The sequence below is a fragment of the Pseudomonas reinekei genome (assembly GCF_001945365.1).
Lineage (GTDB): Bacteria > Pseudomonadota > Gammaproteobacteria > Pseudomonadales > Pseudomonadaceae > Aquipseudomonas > Aquipseudomonas reinekei.
The window spans coordinates 410,554-434,465 of sequence record NZ_MSTQ01000003.1; the positions used below are offsets into that span (position 1 = coordinate 410,554).

The 23,912-nt window shown below is 59.8% G+C and carries 25 protein-coding genes, 1 pseudogene and 1 riboswitch; of the genes and pseudogenes, 11 read left to right on the forward strand and 15 right to left on the reverse strand.

Annotation, left to right across the window (positions count from 1 at the left end):
- Positions 1-9: 9 nt before the first annotated feature.
- The 3 genes from BVK86_RS06590 to BVK86_RS06600 form a co-directional block, all read right to left on the reverse strand.
- The gene (locus tag BVK86_RS06590; RefSeq protein ID WP_075945657.1) at positions 10-1,896 is read right to left on the reverse strand and encodes a DUF1302 domain-containing protein; all 1,887 of its coding nucleotides are present in this window, start codon (positions 1,894-1,896) and stop codon (positions 10-12) included.
- Positions 1,897-2,232: 336 nt separating this feature from the next.
- The gene (locus BVK86_RS06595) at positions 2,233-3,915 is read right to left on the reverse strand and encodes a fatty acid--CoA ligase (RefSeq protein ID WP_075945658.1); all 1,683 of its coding nucleotides are present in this window, start codon (positions 3,913-3,915) and stop codon (positions 2,233-2,235) included.
- A gap of 171 nt (positions 3,916-4,086) precedes the next feature.
- Positions 4,087-4,716: a LysE family translocator gene (locus tag BVK86_RS06600; RefSeq protein WP_075945659.1), complete on the reverse strand. Its 630-nt coding sequence runs from the start codon at positions 4,714-4,716 to the stop codon at positions 4,087-4,089.
- A gap of 91 nt (positions 4,717-4,807) precedes the next feature.
- Between BVK86_RS06600 and BVK86_RS06605 the strand changes: the two genes are divergently transcribed.
- The 3 genes from BVK86_RS06605 to BVK86_RS06615 all read left to right on the forward strand — a co-directional run bounded on the left by BVK86_RS06605 (position 4,808) and on the right by BVK86_RS06615 (position 7,643).
- Positions 4,808-5,773: a 2-hydroxyacid dehydrogenase gene (locus BVK86_RS06605; protein ID WP_075945660.1), complete on the forward strand. Its 966-nt coding sequence runs from the start codon at positions 4,808-4,810 to the stop codon at positions 5,771-5,773.
- Between the two features lie 33 nt (positions 5,774-5,806).
- Positions 5,807-6,805, forward strand: a complete 999-nt coding sequence (locus tag BVK86_RS06610; protein ID WP_075945661.1) for a class I SAM-dependent methyltransferase — start codon at positions 5,807-5,809, stop codon at positions 6,803-6,805.
- 39 nt (positions 6,806-6,844) lie between these two features.
- Positions 6,845-6,982, forward strand: a riboswitch (yybP-ykoY riboswitch).
- Positions 6,983-7,058: 76 nt separating this feature from the next.
- A complete protein-coding gene (locus BVK86_RS06615) occupies positions 7,059-7,643 on the forward strand; it encodes a TMEM165/GDT1 family protein (protein WP_075945662.1) in 585 nt (194 codons plus the stop codon).
- 65 nt (positions 7,644-7,708) lie between these two features.
- Here BVK86_RS06615 and BVK86_RS06620 read toward each other — a convergent pair whose 3' ends face one another.
- Positions 7,709-8,527 (reverse strand): M48 family metallopeptidase, encoded by an 819-nt coding sequence (locus BVK86_RS06620; protein ID WP_075945663.1) that lies wholly within the window; start codon positions 8,525-8,527, stop codon positions 7,709-7,711.
- Between the two features lie 1,362 nt (positions 8,528-9,889).
- Here BVK86_RS06620 and BVK86_RS30475 point away from each other — a divergent pair.
- Both BVK86_RS30475 and BVK86_RS30480 read left to right on the forward strand, forming a co-directional pair.
- Positions 9,890-10,087: pseudogene (locus BVK86_RS30475) on the forward strand (HAMP domain-containing protein); the annotation flags it as partial.
- 111 nt (positions 10,088-10,198) lie between these two features.
- A complete protein-coding gene (locus tag BVK86_RS30480; RefSeq protein ID WP_425272396.1) occupies positions 10,199-10,942 on the forward strand; it encodes a methyl-accepting chemotaxis protein in 744 nt (247 codons plus the stop codon).
- Positions 10,943-11,050: 108 nt separating this feature from the next.
- Here BVK86_RS30480 and BVK86_RS06630 read toward each other — a convergent pair whose 3' ends face one another.
- From BVK86_RS06630 to BVK86_RS06640, 3 genes are read right to left on the reverse strand one after another with little or no spacing between them, the layout of a single operon-like run.
- Positions 11,051-11,674 (reverse strand): SOS response-associated peptidase, encoded by a 624-nt coding sequence (locus tag BVK86_RS06630; protein ID WP_075945665.1) that lies wholly within the window; start codon positions 11,672-11,674, stop codon positions 11,051-11,053.
- A 35-nt stretch (positions 11,675-11,709) separates the two neighbouring features.
- On the reverse strand, positions 11,710-11,970 hold the full coding sequence (locus BVK86_RS06635; RefSeq protein WP_075945666.1) for a putative signal transducing protein: 261 nt from the start codon (positions 11,968-11,970) through the stop codon (positions 11,710-11,712).
- A 9-nt stretch (positions 11,971-11,979) separates the two neighbouring features.
- Positions 11,980-12,162, reverse strand: coding sequence for a CPXCG motif-containing cysteine-rich protein (locus tag BVK86_RS06640; RefSeq protein WP_075945667.1), 183 nt, complete (start codon positions 12,160-12,162; stop codon positions 11,980-11,982).
- Positions 12,163-12,301: 139 nt separating this feature from the next.
- Between BVK86_RS06640 and BVK86_RS06645 the strand changes: the two genes are divergently transcribed.
- Positions 12,302-13,468 carry a 1-acyl-sn-glycerol-3-phosphate acyltransferase gene (locus BVK86_RS06645; protein ID WP_075945668.1) on the forward strand — a complete coding sequence of 389 codons (1,167 nt, stop codon included), beginning with the start codon at positions 12,302-12,304 and terminating at the stop codon, positions 13,466-13,468.
- 60 nt (positions 13,469-13,528) lie between these two features.
- On the opposite strand, the gene BVK86_RS06650 is transcribed toward BVK86_RS06645, so the two are convergent.
- Positions 13,529-13,807 (reverse strand): hypothetical protein, encoded by a 279-nt coding sequence (locus BVK86_RS06650; protein WP_075945669.1) that lies wholly within the window; start codon positions 13,805-13,807, stop codon positions 13,529-13,531.
- Between the two features lie 193 nt (positions 13,808-14,000).
- Between BVK86_RS06650 and BVK86_RS06655 the strand changes: the two genes are divergently transcribed.
- Complete coding sequence (locus BVK86_RS06655) at positions 14,001-14,207, forward strand: hypothetical protein (RefSeq protein ID WP_034149566.1); 207 nt, start codon at positions 14,001-14,003, stop codon at positions 14,205-14,207.
- Positions 14,208-14,282: 75 nt separating this feature from the next.
- Here BVK86_RS06655 and BVK86_RS06660 read toward each other — a convergent pair whose 3' ends face one another.
- Positions 14,283-14,867, reverse strand: coding sequence for a YajG family lipoprotein (locus tag BVK86_RS06660; RefSeq protein WP_046818977.1), 585 nt, complete (start codon positions 14,865-14,867; stop codon positions 14,283-14,285).
- Between the two features lie 204 nt (positions 14,868-15,071).
- Between BVK86_RS06660 and BVK86_RS06665 the strand changes: the two genes are divergently transcribed.
- Together BVK86_RS06665 and mqo are read left to right on the forward strand one after the other, a co-directional pair.
- Positions 15,072-15,305: a hypothetical protein gene (locus tag BVK86_RS06665; RefSeq protein WP_075945670.1), complete on the forward strand. Its 234-nt coding sequence runs from the start codon at positions 15,072-15,074 to the stop codon at positions 15,303-15,305.
- A 734-nt stretch (positions 15,306-16,039) separates the two neighbouring features.
- Entirely contained in the window at positions 16,040-17,548 is a 1,509-nt protein-coding gene (gene mqo, locus BVK86_RS06670) for a malate dehydrogenase (quinone) (protein ID WP_075945671.1), read from the forward strand.
- Between the two features lie 112 nt (positions 17,549-17,660).
- Here mqo and BVK86_RS06675 read toward each other — a convergent pair whose 3' ends face one another.
- The 4 genes from BVK86_RS06675 to BVK86_RS06690 all read right to left on the reverse strand — a co-directional run bounded on the left by BVK86_RS06675 (position 17,661) and on the right by BVK86_RS06690 (position 19,589).
- Positions 17,661-17,948 (reverse strand): PA4642 family protein, encoded by a 288-nt coding sequence (locus BVK86_RS06675; protein WP_075945672.1) that lies wholly within the window; start codon positions 17,946-17,948, stop codon positions 17,661-17,663.
- A gap of 63 nt (positions 17,949-18,011) precedes the next feature.
- Positions 18,012-18,497, reverse strand: coding sequence for a hypothetical protein (locus tag BVK86_RS06680; protein ID WP_075945673.1), 486 nt, complete (start codon positions 18,495-18,497; stop codon positions 18,012-18,014).
- A 57-nt stretch (positions 18,498-18,554) separates the two neighbouring features.
- A complete protein-coding gene (locus BVK86_RS06685; protein ID WP_075945674.1) occupies positions 18,555-19,028 on the reverse strand; it encodes a WbuC family cupin fold metalloprotein in 474 nt (157 codons plus the stop codon).
- A gap of 3 nt (positions 19,029-19,031) precedes the next feature.
- Positions 19,032-19,589, reverse strand: a complete 558-nt coding sequence (locus BVK86_RS06690) for a hypoxanthine-guanine phosphoribosyltransferase (RefSeq protein ID WP_056853257.1) — start codon at positions 19,587-19,589, stop codon at positions 19,032-19,034.
- A gap of 164 nt (positions 19,590-19,753) precedes the next feature.
- Here BVK86_RS06690 and upp point away from each other — a divergent pair, with 164 nt between their 5' ends.
- Together upp and BVK86_RS06700 are read left to right on the forward strand one after the other, a co-directional pair.
- Complete coding sequence (upp, locus tag BVK86_RS06695) at positions 19,754-20,392, forward strand: uracil phosphoribosyltransferase (protein ID WP_075945675.1); 639 nt, start codon at positions 19,754-19,756, stop codon at positions 20,390-20,392.
- A 2-nt stretch (positions 20,393-20,394) separates the two neighbouring features.
- A complete protein-coding gene (locus tag BVK86_RS06700; RefSeq protein ID WP_034149573.1) occupies positions 20,395-21,669 on the forward strand; it encodes a uracil-xanthine permease family protein in 1,275 nt (424 codons plus the stop codon).
- A 135-nt stretch (positions 21,670-21,804) separates the two neighbouring features.
- On the opposite strand, the gene hemH is transcribed toward BVK86_RS06700, so the two are convergent.
- Positions 21,805-22,830: a ferrochelatase gene (gene hemH / locus BVK86_RS06705; protein ID WP_075945676.1), complete on the reverse strand. Its 1,026-nt coding sequence runs from the start codon at positions 22,828-22,830 to the stop codon at positions 21,805-21,807.
- 13 nt (positions 22,831-22,843) lie between these two features.
- Positions 22,844-23,746, reverse strand: coding sequence for a TIGR01777 family oxidoreductase (locus tag BVK86_RS06710; RefSeq protein ID WP_075945677.1), 903 nt, complete (start codon positions 23,744-23,746; stop codon positions 22,844-22,846).
- Positions 23,747-23,912: the final 166 nt, after the last annotated feature.

A 23,912-nucleotide genomic window follows, 5' to 3' on the forward strand; every position in this document is an offset into this window, starting at 1 on the left:
ATACAGTGCTTAGAAGTTCACGCCGAAGCTGAGCGCAACGAAGTCGCGGTCATCCACAGTGGTGTACTTGCCGTCGAAGAAGTTGGTGTACGCCAGGCTTGCGGTGTAGGTGTTCTGGTACTCGGCATCAACACCCAGGCTGACCGCTTTGCGACCTTCCTCGAAGTTGCCGCCAGGACCAGGCGAGTAACCATCAACGTCGTGGGACCAGGCCACGTTCGGTTTGAGGTTCACACCGGCGAACACGTCGTTGTATTCCCAGATGGCACGACCGCGATAACCCCAGGAGGTGGCAGTGGTGAAGCCATCGTCGTTGCAATTACGGTTGAGGTTGTTGGTCGGCGTACCAGGACCGGCACCGGCGATGGTGCTGCTGTTAAGTGCTTGGCAGGTATTCTGGCCACCGGTGGCCGGCAGTTCACCTGGTCCGTAGACCGGATCGCGGCCATAACGAACGTCGGAGGTGCTTTCCAGGCCGCCAACGTGGGTTACGCCCACTTCGCCTACCAGGGTCAGACGGCTGGCGCCCATGACCTGATCGAAGAAGTGCGTCAGTGTGGTCTGGAACTGGGTCACTTCTTTACGACGATAGCCGTGCAGGTCCTGGCCCGGGACACCGTTGAGCAGCGAGGCGTTGGTCAGCGCGCCGCCCAAAGGACGAACACCGGCGAACAGGATGTCGGTGGAGTTGAGCTGCACCGGTGCGTTCGGACGGTAGCTGATTTCACCGCTCCACGCCGTGCCGGTAGGCAGGGTGGTGGAGAAGCTCAAGCCATAGAGACGGATGTCTTCCGGATACTCGACGAAGTAGTTCGAGTTACCCGCAACGATCAGTGGCGCCAGCGCCCTGAAGGCTGCCGGCAGCGCCGCTGCCCCGGCGTAGACCGATGCTGGAGCACCGGTGGCGCTGAAGATCGGCGCGCGGCTGTGATAGTTCATGAAGTAGGCACCGAACTCGGTGTCCAGCGGGTCGAACATGTACTTCAGGGACGCGCCCCACTGGCCGCTGTCGCGAGCATCGCGATCCGGACCACGGCGTACCAGTACACCTTCGTTGTCCACGTTGACGCCCAGACGGGTCAGTGTCGGCAATGCCGCGGCCGGAATGGTCGAGCGCTTGTTCAGCACGCGCAGGTTGTTATCGCAACCGTCGGCAATGATGTCCGGCTGGGAGAAGAAGGTGCCGCAGTTGTCGACGACAGTCTGGTCCCATTCGATCTGGTAGAAGGCTTCAGCCGACAGGTTATCGGTGAGGCTTTGGGACACGTAGAACATGTTGACCGGGATCAGGCCTTCCTTGATCTCGGCGCCTGGGCGACGGAACGCGGACACGTCGATCGGGTTGATCGAGTTGATGCCGCTGCCGATGAACGTACTTTCACCCCAGCTCACTACTTGCTTGCCCAGACGAACCGAACCCGGCTGATCGGCAATAGAGTAGTTGTGGTAAACGAAGGCATCGAGGATCTGACCGCCAGCGGACTTGGCGCCTTCCTTGCGGTTGCTGTCGCTGATGTCCTTGAACGGACGGCTTTCGTCCTTGAGTTCAAAGTCGTACCAGTATTTGCCACGGACGAACACGCCGGTGTCGCCGTACTTCAACTCAAGGTCATGGATACCCTTGAAGATCTTCGAGAAGGTCTCACCGCTCTTGAAGTTCAGGTGACCGTCATCGGAGGTCTGGGACAGGCCTCGGCCGCCGTTGTTGACGCCGATGAGGTTCTTGTTGGCGCTTTCAGTAGACCAACTCGCCCCGATCGACAGGGAAGAGTCGAACTGACCTTCGATTTCACCAACGTTGAAACTGACGCCGAATGCAGGCCCGGCGAGCGTAGAGGCAAGGCTGACGGCCAAAGGCAGTTTAGCCCGGCGCCAGAACTGGTTTACTGATGTCATCGACGCTACTCCATGTGCATTTTATTGTTATGGCAGTGAGCACTTTTAAAAACGCTTGGATAACAGGGAGCCATGGCATCCCAAAGTCACTCCAAAGTTGCATCGCCCCGGTTTGTGCGTTTGCCCCGTTCTTAAAAATCCTTGAGCGGACTATAGCCAGCAGGTAGTAGTGCTTGATCCCTCTAAAGTGTGATTTGCAGCTGCCAGCCACTCTGGAACAGTCCTTTGCCAAGCCGACACCTGTCGGCAGGGCAAGAATGGCTGAAATTTCGGATTTGACAAGGCAAGCGCTTGCTTGGTGGGGCTGGCGTGCCTTTTCGGCACGCCAGAAGACACTTAAAGCGTCGAGAGGAAGGTGCTGTTGGTGGCTTGCCATTCGGTGATGTCGACACGAATTTTCTTCTTGTCGAGCTTGCCGACGCTGGTCTTGGGAATTTCGGTAACAAGGGCAATTTGACTCGGGATCGCCCACTTGCTCAGGTGCCCCAGTTCGACAAATGGCTTGAGGTGTTCCTTGAGTTCCCGCGCCCCAATCACATGGCCTTCACGGACCACCAGCAAGGCAAACGGACGCTCGCCCCACTGCGGGTCGGCAATCCCCACCACTGCTACTTCGCGTACCGCTACGTGGCGACTGATCAGGTCTTCCAGGTCCAGGGAGGAGATCCATTCGCCGCCGGTCTTGATCACGTCCTTGATCCGGTCGCGAATATCGATCACGCCCATGCTGTCGAGTGTGGCCACGTCACCGGTATGCAGCCAACCTCCCGCCCAGAGCTCGGCGCCCTTCTGCGGTTCGTTGAAATAGCCTTCGGTGAGCCAGGGCGCGCGCAGTACCAACTCCCCCTGGGTTTCGCCATCGGCCGGCAGGAAGTGGCCCTCGGTATCGACAATGGCGGCTTCCACCAATGGCCCTGGCACTCCGGCCTTGATCCGGTAAGTGGTGCGTTCATCCTCGCTGCCGGCCATCAGCTCGTCGTTAAGGTGCGCACAGGACACCAGTGGCCCGGTTTCCGACATGCCATAGGCGGCGGTCAGTTGAATGCCCTTGGCCTTGGCGGCTTCGTACAGTGAGCGGTTCAGCGCGCTGCCGCCAATGACGATTTTCCAGCCACCGAAGTCGGTGTCTTGCGACGCCTTGGCGTTGAGGACCATTTGCAGGATGGTGGGCACACAGTGCGAGAAGGAGACCTTTTCCTTGCGCCACAGCTCCACCAGGAATTCCGGGTCGTAGCGGCCGGGATAAACCTGTTTGAGCCCCAGCATGGTCGCCACATAGGGCAGTCCCCAGGCATGCACGTGGAACATCGGGGTGATCGGCATGTACACGTCGTTGGTGCCCAGCAGGCGCACGCTGTCGATCGCGCCCATGATCGTCGACACGCCCATGGTGTGCAGCACCAGTTGCCGATGGGTGAAGTACACGCCCTTGGGATTGCCGGTCGTGCCGGTGGTGTAGAACGTGGTCGCCACCGAGTTTTCGTCGAAGTCCTGGAAGTCGTATTGCGGACTCGCGGCGGCCAGCAACTGCTCATACTCGCCGACGAGATTGGGCAGTTCTGCGGTTTTTTCCGGAAGGTCGGTCAGCAGCAAGGTTTTCTCGACCGTGGTCAGGTGTCCGGCAATCGCGTTGTACAGCCCCACGAATTCGCTGTTGACCAGCACAAAGCGGTCCACGGCATGGTTCATGGTGTAGAGGATTTGTTCCGGCGAAAGACGCACGTTGATGGTGTGGATCACCGCCCCGATCATTGGAATGGCGAACATGCATTCCAGGTAACGATGGCTGTCCCAATCCATGACCGCCACGGTGTCCCCGGGCTTGACCCCGGCGGCCGTCAATACGTTGGCCAGCCGCGCGACCCGTTCGATCAGGGTCGGATAGCTGTAGCGCAACTGGTCGCGGTAAACGATTTCGCGGGTTTTCTCATAACGCGCGCCGGACATGAGCAGCCGTTTGATCAGCAGCGGATACTGGTAAGCGCCTTCGGCTGGGGGAATAACGCGTGTCTGCAACATAAGAATCCCTTTTCTGACTGCACGGTCGTGGCTGTTAAGTACGCACTGTAGTGCGCCTGAACGCCCGCCAAATCAGCCAAAGGAATGATTTGCAGAACCGCGCAAATGCTAGCGTTGCGCCAGCATTTGCGCGTAGATGCAGGAGCCTCCGAAGGCTGCTCCCGCACAGAATCAATGCATCTCGGTAAACGCCAGCTTGACGCCGATGGCGATCAGCACCGCGCCCATCGTCCGGTCAAACCAGTGACCCATGCGGGCGAAACCGGCGCGCACCCTTTGCTGGCTGAACAACATGGCCACCAGGCAGAACCAGATCGCCGTCGCCACCGCCAGGTAAACCCCGTAACCGGCCTGCACCGCCAGCGGCGTATGCGGATTGATGACCACGGTGAACAGCGACAGGAAGAACAGCGTGGCTTTGGGATTCAGACCATTGGTCACGAAACCCGAGGTGAAGGCGCCACGGGCGGTTCGCTCGCCGGCTTCCTGGTGCAGATCGTCCGTCACTGTTTTCGCCGGTTGCGCCCGCAGCGCCTTGATGCCGATGTACAGCAGGTAAGCGGCGGCAGCCCATTTCAAGGCGTTGAACAGCATAATCGACTGAGACACGATCAGGCCGATGCCCAGCAACGAATACCCCACGTGCAGGAAAATCGCCGTGCCGACGCCCAGCGCCGTCCAGGTGCCGGCACGACGACCGTGGGTTACGCTCTCACGCACCACCACGGCGAAGTCCGGGCCGGGGCTGGCCACGGCCAGCAGGTGGATGAGGGCAACGGTCAAGAACTCGGTCCAGTACATGGGGGCTCCTTCAGGCCAAGCGTAACTATTTATTTCATCTGGTAGGCTCGGCAGATTACGCCTTCAGTTCATTGCACAAAAGGTACAGTTGATGACGAACACTCGCCGCGCCGTTTTCCTCGACCATCCATCCCTCGATCTGGGCGACCTCGATTTGAGCCCGCTACGTGACTGCTTCAGCGAGTTGCAGCTGTACCCCCAGACACTGCCGGATCAAGTGATCGAACATCTCAAGGGCGCTACCGTGGCGATCAGCAACAAAATACTGATCGATGCCGCGGCCATGGCGGCGAGCCCCGAGCTGAAGCTGATCCTGATCACCGCCACCGGCACCAACAACGTCGACCTCGCGGCCGCACGGGCCCACGGCATTACCGTGTGCAACTGTCAGGGCTACGGCACGCCGTCAGTGGCGCAACACACCCTCATGCTGCTGCTCAACCTGGCGACGCGCCTGGCCGACTATCAGAAAGCCGTGGGTGAAGGGCGCTGGCAGCAAGCCAAGCAGTTCTGCCTGCTGGACTACCCGATCGTCGAACTGGAGGGCAAAACCCTCGGCTTGCTCGGCCACGGCGAATTGGGCGGCGCGGTCGCACGCCTGGCTGAAGCCTTTGGCATGCGCGTGTTACTGGGCCAGATCCCGGGGCGCCCTGCCCGCCCGGATCGTTTGCCACTGGACGCACTGCTGCCGCAAATCGACGCACTGACCCTGCACTGCCCGCTCAACGAGCACACCCGCCATTTTATTGGGGCCCGTGAACTGGCTTCGATGAAGCCCGGCGCTTTCGTGGTCAACACCGCTCGCGGCGGTTTGATCGACGAACAGGCCCTGGCCGATGCATTGCGCAATGGCCACCTAGGCGGCGCCGCTACCGACGTGCTCAGTGTCGAGCCGCCGGTCAACGGCAATCCACTGCTGGCCACCGACATCCCGCGCCTGATCGTCACCCCGCACAACGCCTGGGGCAGTCGCGAAGCGCGTCAACGCATCGTGGGCCAGGTGACTGAAAACGCCCTCGGGTACTTCAGCGGTAAGGCGCTGCGGGTCGTCAATTGATAGACTGCTGCACTTTTTTTCACAGGAGCAGTTATGGATCCGCGCAGTGAAGTACTGCTTCGTCAGGCTGAATTATTCCAGGGCTCGGTGTTGTTGGCCGGTTTGCCCGCCGATGACTTGCTAGGCCGCCTGCCCGCCGCCCGCGGCTGGTGCTGGCATGCCGGTGATCAAGCCGCGCTGGACGCGCGTTTCGCCGAGCGCAGCCATTTTGGCGTACATGTGCCGGAACACGAATTCGAAGCCGCCGTGGTGTTTTTACCCAAGTCCAAGGATTTGACCGACTACATCCTCAACGCCTTGGCCTCGCGGCTGGCCGGCCGCGAGCTGTACCTGGTCGGCGAGAAAAAAAGCGGTATCGAGGGCGCCGCCAAACAACTCAATCCATTCGGCAAGCCCCGCAAGCTCGACAGTGCACGGCACTGCCAGCTGTGGTTGGTGACGGTGGCCAATGCGCCTGAAGCCAAACCGTTGGAAAGCCTCGCGCAGACCTACGAACTGCCACTGGCTGAAGGCCCGCTCACAGTCATCAGCCTGCCGGGCGTATTCAGCCATGGCCGCCTGGATCGCGGCAGCGCCCTGCTGCTGGAGCATCTGGACAAATTGCCAAGCGGCCACTTGCTGGACTTCGGTTGCGGTGCGGGTGTTTTGGGCGCGGCCGTTAAACGCCGTTACCCACACAATCAGGTGACGTTGCTCGACGTCGATGCGTTTGCCGCCGCCAGCAGCCGCCTGACGCTGGCTGCCAACGGTCTGGAAGCTGACGTGATTACCGGCGATGGAATCGATGCCGCGCCGATGGGATTGAGTGCGATTTTGAGCAACCCGCCCTTCCATGTCGGCGTCCACACCGATTATTTCGCCACCGAGAACTTGCTGCGAAAAGCTGCCAAACATCTGAAAAACGGCGGCGAACTGCGCTTGGTAGCGAACAGCTTCCTGAAGTATCAACCGCTGATCGAAGAGCATTTGGGCGTTTGTGCGATCAAAGCCGAAGGTCAGGGTTTCAGAATCTACCGGGCCAAACGCGGATAGAAATTTCTACTTGCCGAATGGATTTTGCCTAGGCAGAATCCGCTCCGTCCTAGGGGAGTAGTCTCCCACGAGCGCCATGCTCGTCCGGCATACGTCAACATACTTGGTCCTCAGACCATGGCGTATGCGACCCCAGCGTCCGCATCAGACGGATTGCAGGGTTTGACAAGACCTATGACACGAACACCTTACCCGGGGCGGGAAGGCTGTACGTGTCATAGCCGTGTCGACCCGCCCCTTAGGAAAACCCCTGATGCTGGATTCTTTACTCGTTCCGACCGCAATCGTTGCCTTGGCCGAAATCGGCGACAAGACGCAATTGCTCGCGCTCATTCTCGCTGCCCGCTTCCGCAAGCCCTGGCCGATCATCGCCGGCATCGTCGCCGCGACCCTGGCCAACCACGCGGCCGCCGGCGCGGTGGGTGCCTGGGTGGGCAGTTTCTTCTCGGATACGTTATTGCACTGGATCCTCGCGGCGAGCTTTGCCGCCACCGCACTGTGGACCCTGGTGCCCGACAAGATGGATGACGACGAAGCCAGCACCGCCCGCAAGTTCGGGCCATTCCTGACCACGCTGATCGCGTTCTTCCTCGCGGAAATCGGCGACAAGACCCAGATCGCGACCGTGATGCTGGCGGCGCAATATCCGGAATTGTGGCTGGTGATCATCGGCACCACGCTCGGCATGTTGATTGCCAACGTACCGGTGGTTCTGGCGGGTAACTTTGCCGCAGACAAACTGCCTTTGACGCTGATTCGTCGCCTGGCGGCTTCGGCGTTCTTCATTCTGGCGATCGTTGCGGTGTACAAGGCGATGCAGGCGAGCGGGTGGGTTTGACGCGGCAAGGCAATCATTGTGGCGAGGGAGCTTGCTCCCTCGCCACAAGTGTCATCGCGCGCAGATCATGACTTTTTGGCCTGCTCATACAACGGCATCACTTTCGGAATCGCTGCCTGCAACGCCGCGATCCGACTGGTCGAAGCCGGGTGAGTGCTCATGAACTCCGGTGGCGAGCCTTCGGACGCCTTGGTCATCTTGTTCCACAAGGTAATCGCCGCATTCGGGTTGTAGCCGGCGCGAGCCGCCAGTTCCAGGCCGATCAGGTCCGCCTCGTTTTCATTGGCGCGGCTGTTGGGCAAGGTCATGCCGTAGTTGGCCACGGTATCGGCCAGCGCCAGGCTGTCCTGACCCAGACCGAACAACGCACCCGCACCCTGCTTGGCCATTTCGATGCCGTAAGCCTTGGACATTGCTTCACGACCGTGCTCACGCAGGGCATGGGCAATTTCATGGCCCATGACCGCGGCAATTTCATCGTCGGTCAGTTTCAGGCTGTCGATCAGCCCGGTGTAGAAAAAGATCTTGCCGCCGGGCCCGCAGTTGGCGTTGAGCTCGTCACTCTTGATCAGGTTGACCTCCCACTTCCACTGGGCCGCATCGGGACGGAAGGTCGGCGCCTGGGCAATCAGCCGGTCGGCAATCGCCTGCACGCGCTTGGCATCGCTGCTGGTTTTGTCCAGCACACCTTTACTGGACGCTTCGCCCACGGTCTTCTGATAAGACTGGGCGTACATCTGGTCGACCTCTTGCGAGGACAACATGCTGAACATGTACTGCTTACGCTCAACGCCCACAGCGCCACCGCTGGTGGTGTTGACAGACTGGCAACCGGCGAGCAACAAACCTGCGCCCAGCGCACACGAAACCAATGTCTTGTTCATCAAAAAGCTCCCTGAAAACATGACCGTATCCTAGGCGCGGAAATGTATCGACGCCAGATACAACGGCACATATGACGCGCATTTCAGACAAAGCTCTCTTCGTCGTAGGAAAAAATTCACAAACCCGGGCAAGCCACGGCTAATAACCCGCGCGCAGTGATTCATTTACGACCTCGAACGATCCAAAACAGTCATTTGGCCGAGCCCCCCTCATGCCCCCTCGACACCCTGCCGATACACCTCCGCAGACGTCCTTTTGCGTGCGGAGCACCCATGAAATTCAAGTCGATACAGTTTTCCGTGGCGGCCCTGGCCGGCGCCATCGTTCTCAGCGTGGTGGCGGCGCTGGTCGTCTACGCGCTGTTCTCCGGCGCCCGAACGCAAGACATGGTCCAGGAACGGACCCAGGCGCAATTCGAGCAAGTGATCGAACAGCGCCTGACCTCGCTGGCGCAAACCCAGGTCAGCCAGATCCAGCGTGAACTGGAAGCACCGTTGCTGATTGCCGGTGGACTGGTGCGCGTCAACGCGCTGATCGGCACACCCGGCGCCGACGGCCAGCCGGCCTTGAGCCTCAGCCGCGAGCAATTGATCAGCCTGATCAAGGAGAACGTGGCCAAAAACCCGAAGATCCTCGGCACGTACATCGGCTGGGAAAAAGACGCCCTGGATCACAACGATGCGGCCTACGTCGGCACCCAGGTGGTCGGCATCGACCCCAGCAACGGGCGCTTCCTGCCCTGGTGGTTCCGCAACGAGGACGGCAGCCTTGGCCTGGACAAACTGGTGGACGTCGACGACCAGAAAACCTTGTCCACCGGTGTTCGCGCCAGCGAGTACTACCTGTGCTCGAAAGAAACCAAAAAATCCTGCGTGATCGACCCGGCGCCTTACAAGGTCGGCGACAAAATCGTCATGCTCGCCTCCTTTATTGAACCGATCATGCTCAACGGCGCCTTTCAGGGCATCGTCGGTGCAGACCTGTCGGTGAACTTCATCCAGGAAATGCTCCTGGGGGCCAATCAGAAACTCTACAGTGGCGCAGGCGAAATGGCCCTGATCGGCGGCAATGGCCGGATCGTTGCCTACACCAAAGACCCGAGCAAATTCGGCGAAAAAGTCAGCGACATCCTCGACAGGACGCAGATTGCCAACATGGCCAATCTCAAGCGCGGCGAAGTCACCTATACCGTCGACAAGGCCCAGGGCCGGATCGAGTTGTACCTGCCCTTCGGCATCGGCCAGACCGACGCCCGCTGGACCCTGATGCTGCAACTGCCGCTGAATGCGGTCATGGCCGATCTGCAAAAACTCCAGGCCGACCTCGACACCCAGCGCAAATCCGACACCTTCGGCATGGCCATGGTCGGCCTGCTGATTGCCGGTATCGGTCTGCTGGTGATCTGGCTGGTGGGCCACGGCATTGCCCGCCCACTGAAACAAATGGTGGCCATGCTCGACGATATCGCCCAGGGCGAAGGGGATCTGACACGCCGCCTGACCAGCGATCGCGCCGATGAGTTGGGCTCTATCGCCAAGGGCTTCAACACCTTCCTGGCCAAGCTGCAGGCAATGATCACTCAGGTGGTGACGTCGGTGCAGAGTGTCAGCGACTCTTCGGAACACACCGCCGACATCGCCATCCGCACGAACATGGGCGTGCACAAACAGATGGCCGAGATCGATCAGGTCGCCACCGCTGTACATGAAATGACCGCCACCGCCCAAGACGTCGCCCGTAACGCGACGCAGGCTGCGCAAGCCGCCAGCCATGCGGATCAGGCTGCCAGCCAAGGGATGCAAATTGTCCGTGATACTTCGAACTCCATCGGCGTTCTGGCCGTGGAAATCGGTCGCGCGGTCAGCGTGGTGCAAACCCTGGCGAAGGACAGTGAAAACATCAACGCCATCCTCACCGCCATCCGCGGGATCGCCGAACAGACCAACCTGCTGGCACTCAACGCCGCCATCGAAGCGGCCCGGGCCGGTGAACAGGGGCGCGGCTTTGCCGTGGTGGCCGATGAGGTGCGCAATCTGGCGCAAAAGACGCAGAAGGCCACCGAAGAAATCCAGACCATGATCCAACAGTTGCAACAGGGCACGCGGGATGTGGTGCGGGTCATGGAAGACAGCCAGAACCGTACGGACGAAAGCGTGCAGCACGCCGCCAAAGCGGCCGAAGCGCTGGAAACCATCACTCAGGCGGTGTCGGTGATCAACGACATGAACACCCAGATCGCCAGCGCCGCCGAGGAGCAAAGCGCCGTGGCGGACGACATCAACCGCAACGTGATCAATATCGGGCAAGTGGCCAATGAAGTGGCCAGCGGTGCGGATGAGTCCAGCGCGGCGAGTGCGGACTTGACCAAACTGGCCGAGCAGCAGCGGCGGTTGATCAATCAGTTCAAGGTTTGATTCAAGGGCGCCCTCGCTGGCAAGGCATCTCCCACAGGTATTGTTTACACCGAAAATCCATGTGGGAGCTGGCTTGCCAGCGATGGGGCCCGTTCAGCCCCCTCTCCCTCAACCTGGAGTCAGACACTCCGGCCCATTGAGCTTCGGATCATTGACCATGTTGGCCAGCACCCGCTCGCGCAACGCAGCGGGCTCGCTGGCCAGCAGGGCTTGCAGGGTGTGCAACGGCGTCTCGGGATCGAGCCATGCCACCTGCCCCGCTTCATCCAGAATCAACGGTCGCCGCTGGCTGGCCGCTGGCTGCGTGATCACTGCCGTACTCAACCACACCTGCTCCTGCACCGGGTACGCTTCCCAGATCGCCGCGAAAAACAGCGAAGAACCTTCCCCCGGCGTCAACCAATATGGCCGTTTGCGTGTGGTCCCGCGCCATTCGTAGAAACCGTTGGCCGGCAGCAGGCAGCGGCGCTCGCGCAGGGCCTGGCGAAACATCGGCTGCTCGGCCACGGTTTCGGCGCGGGCATGGGCCGGCGTTCGGGACAGATCGGTCAGCCACGGCGGAGTCAGGCCCCAGCGCGAGCGCGCCAGTTCACGCTGGCCGTCCGCGCCGGCACGCAGCATCAACACCGAATCATTGGGGGAAATGTTCCACTGCGCCTGTTGATCGGCGGGAAAACCTGGCAGGGTCGCGAAATCGCGATTCCAGCGAAACAGGGCATAACGTCCACACATGGGGCTGTACGACTCTTGATCAAACGAACGCCAGCCTAACAGACCAGCGTGCCGGGAAAACTCTCCGGTTCATCGCCGGACAACGGCAGCGCGGCATTGTACGCGCTGATCAGCTCGCGGGCGTAGGCGGCCTGATCGTTATCTACCGCCAACCCCAGCAGCCCATAGATCGGTAATTCACCGGTGGCCCCGACCAGATCGCGGCCCACCAGGTGCGCCTCGATGCCCTCGCTGGCGAGCATGCCCTGCAACAACTCACCCTCCATCAGGTTTTCCGGCTCATAGATTCGCTGCATACGCGCCCCTCACTCGTTTTCGCTGAAGACTTCCAGGAACCAATCCTCTCCGTGAACCTGCAACACGAACGTAATGGGCCGGCAACACACCTGACAGTCCTCGATGTAGGTCTGATCGCCGCCGGACAAGTCCACGGTCGTTTCGACTGATTCGCCACAATAAGGACATTCATACTGCGCAGTTTCCAGCATCGCGGTCTCCCAGGTGACTTGTGCGTATAATCGCCGGTCTATTTGCAGGGCTATTTTTGTCTGGCTACTTTTTCAGACCGTACCCCGCCGGTTTTCGATCAAAACCTTTACTTACCCTAGCCGTTTCTAACAAGAGAGCATGATGGGCGAATTCGATGCCATCCGACCTTACGACGACAGCGAAGTCCCAGCGGTGCTGGACAGGCTGCTCGGCGACAAGGCGTTTCTAGATATCCTCACCCACTTTCGCTTCCCGCGTTTTGCCGGTGCTTTGGGCTGGGCGCTCAAACCTCTTATAGCTCATCGACTGCGCCGTGAGTTTGCCGGCATCACGTCGGTGGCCACTTTGCAGGATAAAGTCGAATATTACGTCGACCACACAATCGAGCGCGCCACCGACGGTGTCACCTACACCGGCGTCGAGCAGTTCAAGTCCGGCAGTGCCTATCTGTTCATCGCCAACCACCGCGATATCGTGATGGACCCGGCCTTCGTCAACTATGCCGTGTACCACGCCGGCCTGCCGACCCCACGCATCGCCATCGGCGACAACCTGCTGCAAAAGCCCTTCGTCAGCGACCTGATGCGTCTGAACAAGAGCTTTATCGTGCACCGCTCGATCACCGGTCGCCGCGAGAAGATGGCGGCGTATCAACTGTTGTCGGCGTACATCAATCATTCGATCCGCAACGATTGCGCCTCGATCTGGATCGCCCAGGCCGAAGGCCGCGCCAAGGACGGCGACGACCGTACCGAATCGGCGATCCTCAAGATGTTCCACATGAGCCGCAAGGACGAGCCGTTCGGCGAAGTCATCCGCTCCCTGAACCTCACGCCTGTGTCGATCAGCTACGAATATGACCCGTGCGACCAGGCCAAGGCCCGCGAACTCTACATTCGCGCCACGACCGGCACCTACTCCAAGGCGCCGGGCGAAGATGACGTGAGCATCGCCAAGGGCATCACCGGCTACAAGGGCCGGGTGCACGTGAACTTTGCCGCGCCGATCACCGAACTGTTCGAAGACACCAAGCAGTTGGCCATCGAAATGGACAAGCAGATTCTGGGCGGTTACCGCTTGTTCCCGGTGCATTACCTGGCCTACGCGCAGTGGCAAGACGCCGACCCGCAGTTGCAGGTACCGAGCGCCGCCGAGGTATTCCCGGCCGACGAGTTGGCCAAGGCCCAGGAGCAATGGCAGCAACGCCTGAACGCTTGCCCTGCCGAGCATCGTCCGTTTCTGGTGCTGCAATATGCGACGCCGGTGCGTAATCAGTACCGCGTGAAGGCTGGATTGCCGCTGTAAGCGGTTTCGACCGGATACAAAAACGGCGCCTCGGGCGCCGTTTTTATTGATCCGAGGACATTAAACCTGCGTGCTGATCCACGACACCAAAAGTGCCAGCCCCATGCAGGCGAAGCCGAAGCTGTAGAAAAACCGGTTCATGCGCAAAGTGGCCCAGTCCAGCGTGGGTTCTTCGCTGGGACGGCGTCCGCGCTGCGCTTGCAGACTGGCCATCGCGCGCTGCTCACGACGACGGGTCGCGTGCAGCAACCAGCCGCCCGGAAAGGCGAAGAACAGCGCCAGCAGGTTGATCAATTTGGCGGGATGGGCGGTAAACAGCGTCATCAAATGCAGCGACATCACTAACCTCAAACAAAACCGGTGTGGCGAGCGCCGGACCGACGACCGCGGCGCGGATTTTACCGAAAGCCTCTGTGCCTGCACTCCCCTTTGCGATAAATAACGCGGCAAATGACCAATGGCTGTCCTGCGTCACAGCTTCGTCATCTGAATGGGCCAACATGCGCGCCTCGAAACCGACATGGACTGCGTCATGCTTCACGCCGAAAACCAGGATCGCCTCTATCTCATCGCTCACAACGACGAACAACAAACCCTCGTCGGCAGCCTCGCCTTCAATGTTCAGGACCGCCACTGGCTGGTGTATTGCGCACTCGGCGGTCACCAACATGCGGATTTGCCGGAGGCGGATTTGCTGACGGGCGTGAGCGTGCTGGACTTTTACTCTCAAGCGGCCTGATCCCCCCCTGCAGGGCAGGCATGAAAAAGCCCGGGACCATTGCTGGTGCCGGGCTTTTTTACACCGGGCGAACGCTTACTCGCCGAGTACCTGACCTACAGTCGGGTCCTTGAACAGACGGGTCAACGCGTCGCTCAACACGTCGCTGACCAGCTTGGTGTTGGTTTCCTGGTTTGGCGCCATGCCGAAACGCTGGTCCAGGGACGCACCGTAACGACCGCTATAGCGACGATTGGCGTTCTGCACATCGGAGCGGAAAGTCGCGCCGATGGTTGCCTCGGTCACATACATGCCTTCTTTAGGCGACTGATACTTCAGCTCGGCCAGGGTCACGGTGATTTGCGGCGCGTTCGCTGCATTGGCGGTCGGGGTGAAACCCAACAGACGCACCGCGGCTTCAGCCTGGGCCTGCAGTTTCGGCAGGATCTGCGCGCCCTGCACGGTAATGGCGCTGGTTTCCGGGTACAGGCCGCCACGGGTGCCGAGGGTCGGCGATGGACGACCGTCCACCACACGCACCACCACCGGCTGACCGCGGCCGACCGGCGCCAGTTGAGCCGTCAACTTGGGTTCCGGGTTCAGTTGTTGCGGGCTGTGGGCGCAGCCAACCAGCGTCAAGCTGGTCACAGTGATCAAACCGAACAACAGGCGTTGCAACATGCTCTTCTCTCCAGAATCAGGCACAAACAGGCCGGCAGTATAGCGGTGGGCCACTGCGGCTAACTAGGGTCATGCAACGATTACTGAAATCTCTGACAAACCCGCGGGACCGCGGTTCCTGTCACAGATTTTTCACCCGCCCTTCACTTGCACGTCACGAGGGGCTGCGAACGTAGTCGGTAATCACCCAAAAGGTATCTCGCCATGCGTTTTCTCGTTTCGCTGTTCGAAGCACGCCCACACCACCGCTGCTTCGCCCTGCTCGACCGCAACGGCCATTGTCAGGCGTTCAAGCAATGCAACCTGCAGCCCATGGGCGATGGCTGGGTCGAAATCGAAGAAATCCGCCTCAACTGGCTGCACAAGCCCTTGCCTGCCAGCGCCCGGGTCATTGCGCGCCAGCCACGCTCACGGGCACAGCAACTGCTGACCACCTGACCGAACGCCTAATAAAAGTCATTAAACACGACCAATTCCCTACGTTTCTTCGCTACAATCTCCCCCCGATTATAAGGACGTCTCCTGATCGGGCCTCGCAGCATCGTCAATGCTTCGGTTTTGGCACCCCGCACCGCCCACAGAGAGCCGCCCACACAGATCGAGTGAAGCTGGCGCGCTTGCTGTTCATCAGGCAAAACCTCCACTTTTCGCGAATCTGCAGAGCTGTCATTACGCTCGGTCACTGCTGTTTGCCCGTTTTGCCAGCCATGAATTCCCTGGCGGCAAAGCATTTGGGCACGGTGCCAGGCTGGGACAGCCCTTTTTGAGGTTCACGTCTTCAAAAGAGCGTGAAAAAAACGGGTTTTCACAACTTCACAAGAGTGTGGCGAGCAAATGAATAGTTTTGCGTCTGAACATGCACCATTAGCGTCTAGTACAGCCCAACGACACAGGACCGAGTACGCCTCGAACACCGGAGCCTGAAGCCTGTCCGCTACGGATTTGGTTGCACAAACGGATGTATCGACCATAAGTCGAATTGCCAGCCACGTGTTGAAATGAGTTCATAGACCTCATTAGCCTGGCCGGTAGCGTCCGTCGAAGTTGCAAAAAATTGCGAAGATTCGGACATGGCGATCCTGCCATGGGGACCAGGGGCATCACTGACACGCCCCGGAACGCCTGGCAGCCATGCCGTCAATTTGGTGCTGCAGATTTTGGAGACGCGTTAAATGGCGCATAACGAAGCAGTCGACGTAGTACTGGTTGGGGCTGGCATCATGAGTGCCACCCTTGCCGTACTGCTCAAAGAGCTCGACCCCGCGATCAAGCTGGAAGTCGTCGAGCTGATGGATTCCGGTGCCGCGGAGAGTTCCAACCCGTGGAACAACGCCGGTACCGGTCACGCCGGCCTGTGCGAGCTGAACTACACGCCGCAGGCTGCGGATGGCACCGTCGACATCAAGAAGGCCGTGCACATCAACACTCAGTTCGAGGTGTCGAAGCAGTTCTGGTCGTACCTGACCAGGAAAGGCACGTTCGGCTCGTGCAAATCGTTCATCAGCCCGGTGCCACACCTGAGTTTCGTGCAGGGCGAGAGCGGCGTGTCCTTCCTCAAGGAACGCTTCAAGGTGCTGAGCAAGCACCACGCCTTCGCCGACATGGAATACACCGAAGACAAGGCCACAATGGCCGAGTGGATGCCGCTGATGATGCCTGGCCGCGATCCTGGCGAAACCCTCGCCGCGACCCGCGTGATCAACGGCACTGACGTCAACTTCGGCGCACTGACCAACCAACTGCTCAAGCACCTGACCAGCGCACCCGATGCCCAGGTCAAGTACTGCAAGCGCGTGACCGGTCTGAAGCGTCATAACGGTGGCTGGACTGTCAGCATCAAGGACGTCAACAGCGGCAATACCCGTGAAGTCGACGCCAGGTTCGTCTTCCTCGGCGCCGGTGGCGCGGCATTGCCGCTGCTGCAAGCTTCGGGCATTGAAGAGAGCAAAGGCTTCGGCGGCTTCCCGATCAGCGGCCAGTGGCTGCGTTGCGACAACCCGGAAGTGGTCAAGCACCACCAGGCCAAGGTCTACAGCCAGGCGGCCGTGGGTTCGCCGCCAATGTCCGTGCCGCACCTGGACACCCGTGTCGTCGACGGCAAGAAATCCCTGCTGTTCGGACCTTACGCCGGTTTCACCACCAAGTTCCTCAAGCATGGTTCCTTCATGGACCTGCCGCTATCGGTTCGCGCCGGCAACATCGGCCCGATGCTGGCCGTGGCGAAAAACAACATGGACCTGACCAAGTATCTGGTCAGCGAAGTGATGCAGTCCATGGAGCAGCGCCTCGAATCCCTGCGTCGCTTCTACCCTGAAGCGAAAGCCGAGGACTGGCGTCTGGAAGTGGCTGGTCAACGGGTGCAGATCATCAAGAAAGACCCGAAAAAAGGCGGCATCCTGCAGTTCGGTACCGAACTGGTCGCCGCCAAGGACGGTTCCCTTGCCGCCCTGCTCGGCGCTTCGCCAGGGGCTTCGGTGACTGTTTCGATCATGCTGGAACTGATCGAAAAATGCTTCCCGAGCCAGGCCAAAGGCGAGTGGGCTGCCAAACTGGCGGAAATCTTCCCGGCCCGCGAGAAAGTCCTGGAAACCGACGCTGCGCTGTATAGCAAGATCAACGCGCAGAACAACGTTGCTCTGGAACTGGTTGAAGCCAGCAGTGAGACCGAAAGCTACGCTTGATTGGGCCGCATGAAAAACGCCCCGTCCTCATTGAGGGCGGGGCGTTTTTTATGCTCGCTGAACATTTTCTGTGGTGAGGGAGCTGGCTCCCTCGCCACAGGGAACAAAGCGATCAGCCGCGAGCCTTTTCGATCAGTTCGATGTAGTCCGGCGCATTGCGCTGATCCTTGATCAGGGCAACGAAGTCATTGCCGTGTTCATCCTTGCCGTTAACGTCAAAACCGGCCTCGACGAAGAACGTCAGGAAACGTTCGAAATCGTCGATGCGCAGGCCACGGTAGGCCTTGATCAGTTTGTGCAGGGACGGAGAAGTCGCGTCGACCGGTTCGAAATCGAGGAACAACTTGATCTGCTCATCGCCGATCTCGTCACCAATCACTTGTTTCTTATCTTTACGCATTGCCGACTCCAGCTCGCAGACATTTCACGGGGCGGGCAGTTTACCCCCGCGCAGGCGCCGGGCTCAACGCGGACGAACAGCCCCGGTGTGCAGATCGGCCCAAACGTGGCCGTTGGCGTAGCTTAGAAACTGGCAATACACCGTGTCATGACGCAGCAGATCGATCACCACCCGGTATTGCGCCAACGGGTAGTAGAGGGTGAGGGTCCTGGTTTTGTCGTCGTAGACCGGCTTTTTCAGACTTTTGCTTTCGCCATCGAAATTCACCAGCACCTGATTAATGGTCGCGCCCTTGTTTAAGGATTTGCCCTTGAGACGAACCAACAGCGGCGAAGTGACCGGGATCGGCTGCTGATTGGACTGGCGCTGACTGCCGACCACCACCGAGTACTCGGTGACTTGCAGCAATTGTTGCTGCTCGGGCGCTGCGTCACGCAGGGTCAGATCATCCGGCGGCAGGAACTGCCCGTGCATCGGCGCCGGCGCGGCGGCCAGGGGCAGGCTGAGGGTCAGCAACAGAGCGGCGCAGCTGCGAATCAAAAAGCTCATGACAGGCTCCGTAGGGCGAGTGTTGGAGCGAGCTTGCTCGCCCCTACAAGGTAGGGATCAATCGAATTGCGCGCGCATCCAGGCCTGATAATCGGCAACACCAGGCTCACCTTCGCGCGGCGCCCAATTCGCCAGTTCACCCTCACCAACCGGACGATAAGGTCCGGCCTTGCATTCGAACATCAGGCTGTCGGCCTCCAGCACCACCAAACCGTGGAACACACCGGTTGGCAGGTCTACGCCAACACAGTCCCCACCCGCCTGCAGTACGGTCTTGCTCAACACCGCACCGGCTTCGTCAAAGATCAACACACCCAGACGCCCCTTGAGGACCAATAGGGTTTCAGCCTTGTGGTCACCCAAATGCCGGTGAGGCGGGATGTACGTCGAAGGTTGCAACCCCACCGCCATGCGATGGCAAGCGTCTTCCATCTGATGGAAATTGTGGTGCTGGCGCCCACGAGGATTAGCCGCAGCTTTTCCGGCTAACTCAGCGAACAAAGTCTGATCCAGAAAGCGAGGCGTATCCATGTCTTACATCCCTTTAACGGCAAAAATCCCGTTGGCATTACGCCAGTAGCCTTTGTAGTCCATGCCATAACCGAAGATGTAACGGTCGATGCACGGCAGACCAACGAAATCGGCTTTCAGGTCTGGGCGGGCCTTGCGGTCGTGGTCCTTGTCGATCAGCACGGCGGTGTGCACTTTGCGCGCGCCGGCGTGTTTGCAGAAGTCGATGATCGCGCCCAGGGTGTGACCTTCATCGAGGATGTCGTCGATGATCAGCACGTCACGGTCGATGAACGACACTTCCGGCTTGGCTTTCCAGAACAGCTCGCCGCCGCTGGTTTCGTTGCGATAACGGGTGGCGTGCAGGTAGGACGCTTCCAGCGGGAACTGCAGATGAGTCAGCAGCTTGCCGGCGAAAATCAGGCCGCCATTCATCACACAGAACACCACCGGGTTGCTGTCCGCCAGTTCTTCATTGATGTGCGCACCGACGCGGGCGATAGCCGCCTCGACTTCAGCTTCGGTGTACAGGCAGTCAGCCTCTCGCATGATTTGACGGATATGCTCGAGATCAGCGGACATGGTGCTCTCCAAGGGGGGTAGCGGACAGGAAAAGCGGGCAAAGGTACGCATCCCGCACGGCCAGATCAAGCGTTTGTGGACTAACGTACTGTATGTCTATAGGACAACACCCTCGGATAGATTAATCTAGGCCGGTTTTTTTGCCCGCCGCCGGAGCCTTTCCCATGCCCATCCTCGAGATCCGCCACCCGCTGATCCGTCATAAACTTGGCCTGATGCGCCGCGCAGACATCAGCACCAAGAATTTCCGCGAGCTCGCTCAGGAAGTCGGTGCCCTGCTGACCTATGAAGCCACTAAAGACCTGCCGCTGGAAACCTACGATATCGAAGGTTGGTGCGGCACTGTGTCGGTCGAGAAAATCGCCGGCAAGAAAATTACTGTCGTCCCGATCCTGCGTGCCGGTATCGGCATGCTCGAAGGCGTGCTGAGCCTGATCCCTGGCGCCAAAGTCAGCGCCGTGGGTGTGGCCCGCAACGAAGAAACCCTGCAGGCCCACACCTACCTGGAAAAACTGGTTCCGGAAATCGACGAACGCCTGGCGATGATCATCGACCCGATGCTCGCCACCGGCAGCTCCATGGTTGCCACCATCGATCTGCTGAAAAAGGCCGGCTGCCGCGACATCCGCGCCATGGTGCTGGTCGCTGCCCCCGAGGGTATCGCGGCGGTAGAGAAGGCTCACCCGGACGTGATCATCTATACCGCTTCCATTGATCAAAAACTGAACGAACACGGTTACATCATCCCGGGCCTTGGCGATGCTGGCGACAAGATCTTCGGCACCAAGCAGAAGGACGCGTGAGCATGCAGCAAGAGTTCAACGATCCGCTCTGGCGCACGGTACTGTCCGGTGCGCAGATGCTGTTCGTGGCGTTCGGCGCCCTGGTATTGATGCCGCTGATTACCGGCCTTGATCCGAACGTAGCGCTGTTCACCGCTGGCCTGGGGACGATCCTGTTCCAGATCGTCACCGGGCGTCAGGTGCCGGTGTTCCTGGCGTCGAGCTTTGCCTTTATCACCCCGATCATTCTCGCCAAGGGCCAATTCGGCCTCGCGGCGACCATGGGCGGCGTGATGGCGGCGGGCTTCGTCTATACCTTTCTCGGCCTGGCCGTGAAGATCAAAGGCACCGGCTTCATCGATCGCCTGCTGCCACCGGTGGTGATTGGCCCGGTGATCATCTCCATCGGCCTGGCCATGGCGCCGATTGCCGCCAACATGGCAATGGGCAAGGCTGGCGACGGCAGCGAGCTGATTCATTACCAGACCGCCATGCTGATCTCGATGCCGGCCTTGCTGACCACCCTGATCGTCGCCGTGTTCGGCAAAGGCATTTTCCGCCTGGTGCCGATCATTTCCGGCGTGCTGGTCGGTTTTGGCATGGCGTTCTACTTCGGCGTGGTCGACACGGCGAAGATTGCCGCTGCACCGTGGTTCGCCATCCCGAATTTCACTGCGCCGGAATTCAACTGGCAGGCGATTCTGTTCATTGTTCCGGTGGCCCTGGCCCCGGCCATTGAGCACATCGGCGGCGTGATTGCCGTGGGCAGCGTGACCGGTCGCGATTACCTGAAGAAACCCGGCCTGCACCGCACTCTGCTCGGTGACGGCATTGCCACCACTGCAGCCGGCCTGTTCGGCGGCCCGCCCAACACCACGTACGCCGAAGTCACCGGCGCGGTGATGCTGACCAAGAACTACAACCCGAAAATCATGACCTGGGCGGCGATCTTCGCCATCAGCCTGGCGTTCATCGGCAAGTTTGGTGCCTTGCTGCAAAGCATTCCGGTGCCGGTAATGGGCGGGATTCTGTGCCTGCTGTTCGGTTCGATTGCGGCGGTGGGCATGAACACGCTGATTCGCCACAAGATTGACTTGGGCGAAGCGCGCAATCTGGTGATTGTGTCGGTGACCCTGGTGTTCGGGATTGGCGGTGTGTTGGTGGGTACCGGCACCGGTCCGGACGACTTCGGCCTCAAAGGCATCGCGCTGTGCGCGGTGGTGGCGATTGCGCTGAACCTGATCCTGCCGGGCAACGACAGCTGGAAGCACAAGAAGGCGGATGAGCCGCTGCTGTAAAGGGTGATCCCCTGTGGCGAGGGAGCTCGCTCCCGCCGGGTCGCGAAGCGGCCCCAAAATTCTCGCAGTCAATGAAGATTTTGTGAGTGCTGTGCACTCAAGCGGGAGCGAACTCCCTCGCTACAGGTTGTATGCCTACAGGGCCAGAGGCGCCCTTTCACACAACGTGTTCAACGCTTTCGCCCACTGCGGGTCATCATTGAGACACGGCACCAGCACCAACTCCTCCCCTCCCGCTTCGCGGAACTGCTCTTTGCCGCGATCACCAATCTCTTCCAGCGTCTCGATGCAATCGGCCACGAACGCCGGGCACATCACCAACAGCTTTTTCACACCCGACTTGGCCAACTCGTCAAGACGCACTTCGGTGTAGGGTTCGATCCATTTGGCGCGCCCCAGGCGCGACTGGAACGACACCGACCACTTGCCGTCCGGCAGGCCCATGCGCTTGGCAAACTCGGATGCCGTGCGCAGGCATTGAGCCCGGTAGCAGGTAGCCATTACCTGCGGCGAAGCATTCTTGCAGCAATCTTGGTTTTTTAAACAATGCTGACCGCTCGGGTCCAGCTTCGTCAGGTGGCGCTCCGGCAAACCATGAAAGCTCAGCAACAGATGATCGTAATCCTGTTGCAGATAGGGTTTGGCCGTGGCCACCAGCGCGTCGAGATATTCCGGCTGATCGTAGAACGGCTGGAGCACTGACAGTTGCACATCGAGCTTGTTCTCGCGCACGACGCGCCGGGCTTCTTCGATCACGGTGGTGGTGGTGCTGTCGGCGAACTGTGGATAAAGCGGCGCGAGCGTGATCCGCTTTTGCCCTTGTGCCGCCAGACGTGTCAGCATCGACTCAATGGACGGCTGGCCGTAACGCATCGCCAGCTCGACCGGACCGTGGCGCCACTGTGACGTCATCGCCTGCTGCAAGCGGCGGCTGAGCACTACCAGCGGCGAGCCCTCGTCCCACCAGATCGAAGCGTAAGCATGGGCCGACTGCTCGGGACGCTTGATCAGGATCAGCGACACCAGCAAACGCCGCACCGGCCAGGGTACGTCGATCACGTAAGGATCCATGAGAAACTGATTGAGGTACCGGCGCACATCCGCCACCGAAGTGGAGGCCGGTGAGCCCAGATTGACCAGAAGCAACGCGTGATCGGTCATGCAACGTCCTATTTCAAAGGCGGCTGGAGAGATCTTCCAGGGCCGCGCGCAAATCAGTGAACTGGAATGTGAAACCTGCTTCGAGCAAACGCGCCGGTGTGGCCCGCTGGCCGCCCAGCAATATCAAAGACAACTCGCCCAGGCCGACCTTCAACGCAAAGGCCGGCATCGGCATGAACGCCGGGCGGTGCAACACGCTGCCCAGGGTCTTGGCAAATTCGCGATTACGCACCGGCTTCGGTGCGCACGCATTATATGGACCGTTGGCTTCATTGCGATGCAGAAGAAAATCAATCAAGGCGATTTGATCGTTGATATGAATCCACGGCATCCACTGCCGACCGTTGCCAATCGGGCCCCCCAGCCCGAGTTTGAACGGCAGCAACAGACGCGACAAAAAGCCGCCTTCGGCTGACAACACCAACCCGGTGCGTACGAGGGTCACCCGTATCCCCAAGCCCTCCGCACGCTGCGCGGTTTCTTCCCAGGCAATGCACAGCTGACTGGCGAAGTCGTCGATCACCGGTGGCGAGTCCTCGGTGAGCTCCCGCTCACCACCGTCGCCGTACCAACCCACTGCCGAACCTGAAATCAGCACACTCGGCTTCTGCTCACGGCCCTCGAGCCAGGCCAGCAAAGTTTCCGTCAGGGTGATGCGGCTGCTCCATAACAAAGCCTTGCGTTTGTGGGTCCAGAGCCGATCGGCAATCGGCGCCCCGGCAAGATTGATGATTGCATCCACCGGTTCCTGCCCGATGTCCTCGAGTCGGGCGACACCCCGTACCTGGGCACCGCAAATTTTCGCGACTTTCGCAGGCGTCCGGCTCCAGACGGTCAGGCGATGTCCCTGACTCAACCAGTACCGACAAAGCTGACGTCCTATCAAACCAGTACCGCCGGTCAGCAATATGTGCATGACTTCTTCCTCGCGTGGCGTTTTACCCTGATGACTAGTCTATTTTTATAAGCAAGGGATCTTTGATATCGGGCAGGCTCTGTGTTTAACAATAGGCCAAGCTGTCAGAACGAGAACGTTAAAAGTTATACCAAAAAACAATATTGTACAGGTTTCAACCCCGGCG

Coding starts and splice junctions, on each gene's coding strand:
- BVK86_RS06590 (WP_075945657.1), bottom strand. CDS start 1,896: ATGACATCAGTAAACCAGTTCTGGCGCCGGGCTAAACTGCCTTTGGCC.
- BVK86_RS06595 (WP_075945658.1), bottom strand. CDS start 3,915: ATGTTGCAGACACGCGTTATTCCCCCAGCCGAAGGCGCTTACCAGTAT.
- BVK86_RS06600 (WP_075945659.1), bottom strand. CDS start 4,716: ATGTACTGGACCGAGTTCTTGACCGTTGCCCTCATCCACCTGCTGGCC.
- BVK86_RS06605 (WP_075945660.1), top strand. CDS start 4,808: ATGACGAACACTCGCCGCGCCGTTTTCCTCGACCATCCATCCCTCGAT.
- BVK86_RS06610 (WP_075945661.1), top strand. CDS start 5,807: ATGGATCCGCGCAGTGAAGTACTGCTTCGTCAGGCTGAATTATTCCAG.
- BVK86_RS06615 (WP_075945662.1), top strand. CDS start 7,059: ATGCTGGATTCTTTACTCGTTCCGACCGCAATCGTTGCCTTGGCCGAA.
- BVK86_RS06620 (WP_075945663.1), bottom strand. CDS start 8,527: ATGAACAAGACATTGGTTTCGTGTGCGCTGGGCGCAGGTTTGTTGCTC.
- BVK86_RS30480 (WP_425272396.1), top strand. CDS start 10,199: ATGGCCGAGATCGATCAGGTCGCCACCGCTGTACATGAAATGACCGCC.
- BVK86_RS06630 (WP_075945665.1), bottom strand. CDS start 11,674: ATGTGTGGACGTTATGCCCTGTTTCGCTGGAATCGCGATTTCGCGACC.
- BVK86_RS06635 (WP_075945666.1), bottom strand. CDS start 11,970: ATGCAGCGAATCTATGAGCCGGAAAACCTGATGGAGGGTGAGTTGTTG.
- BVK86_RS06640 (WP_075945667.1), bottom strand. CDS start 12,162: ATGCTGGAAACTGCGCAGTATGAATGTCCTTATTGTGGCGAATCAGTC.
- BVK86_RS06645 (WP_075945668.1), top strand. CDS start 12,302: ATGATGGGCGAATTCGATGCCATCCGACCTTACGACGACAGCGAAGTC.
- BVK86_RS06650 (WP_075945669.1), bottom strand. CDS start 13,807: ATGTCGCTGCATTTGATGACGCTGTTTACCGCCCATCCCGCCAAATTG.
- BVK86_RS06655 (WP_034149566.1), top strand. CDS start 14,001: ATGCTTCACGCCGAAAACCAGGATCGCCTCTATCTCATCGCTCACAAC.
- BVK86_RS06660 (WP_046818977.1), bottom strand. CDS start 14,867: ATGTTGCAACGCCTGTTGTTCGGTTTGATCACTGTGACCAGCTTGACG.
- BVK86_RS06665 (WP_075945670.1), top strand. CDS start 15,072: ATGCGTTTTCTCGTTTCGCTGTTCGAAGCACGCCCACACCACCGCTGC.
- mqo (WP_075945671.1), top strand. CDS start 16,040: ATGGCGCATAACGAAGCAGTCGACGTAGTACTGGTTGGGGCTGGCATC.
- BVK86_RS06675 (WP_075945672.1), bottom strand. CDS start 17,948: ATGCGTAAAGATAAGAAACAAGTGATTGGTGACGAGATCGGCGATGAG.
- BVK86_RS06680 (WP_075945673.1), bottom strand. CDS start 18,497: ATGAGCTTTTTGATTCGCAGCTGCGCCGCTCTGTTGCTGACCCTCAGC.
- BVK86_RS06685 (WP_075945674.1), bottom strand. CDS start 19,028: ATGGATACGCCTCGCTTTCTGGATCAGACTTTGTTCGCTGAGTTAGCC.
- BVK86_RS06690 (WP_056853257.1), bottom strand. CDS start 19,589: ATGTCCGCTGATCTCGAGCATATCCGTCAAATCATGCGAGAGGCTGAC.
- upp (WP_075945675.1), top strand. CDS start 19,754: ATGCCCATCCTCGAGATCCGCCACCCGCTGATCCGTCATAAACTTGGC.
- BVK86_RS06700 (WP_034149573.1), top strand. CDS start 20,395: ATGCAGCAAGAGTTCAACGATCCGCTCTGGCGCACGGTACTGTCCGGT.
- hemH (WP_075945676.1), bottom strand. CDS start 22,830: ATGACCGATCACGCGTTGCTTCTGGTCAATCTGGGCTCACCGGCCTCC.
- BVK86_RS06710 (WP_075945677.1), bottom strand. CDS start 23,746: ATGCACATATTGCTGACCGGCGGTACTGGTTTGATAGGACGTCAGCTT.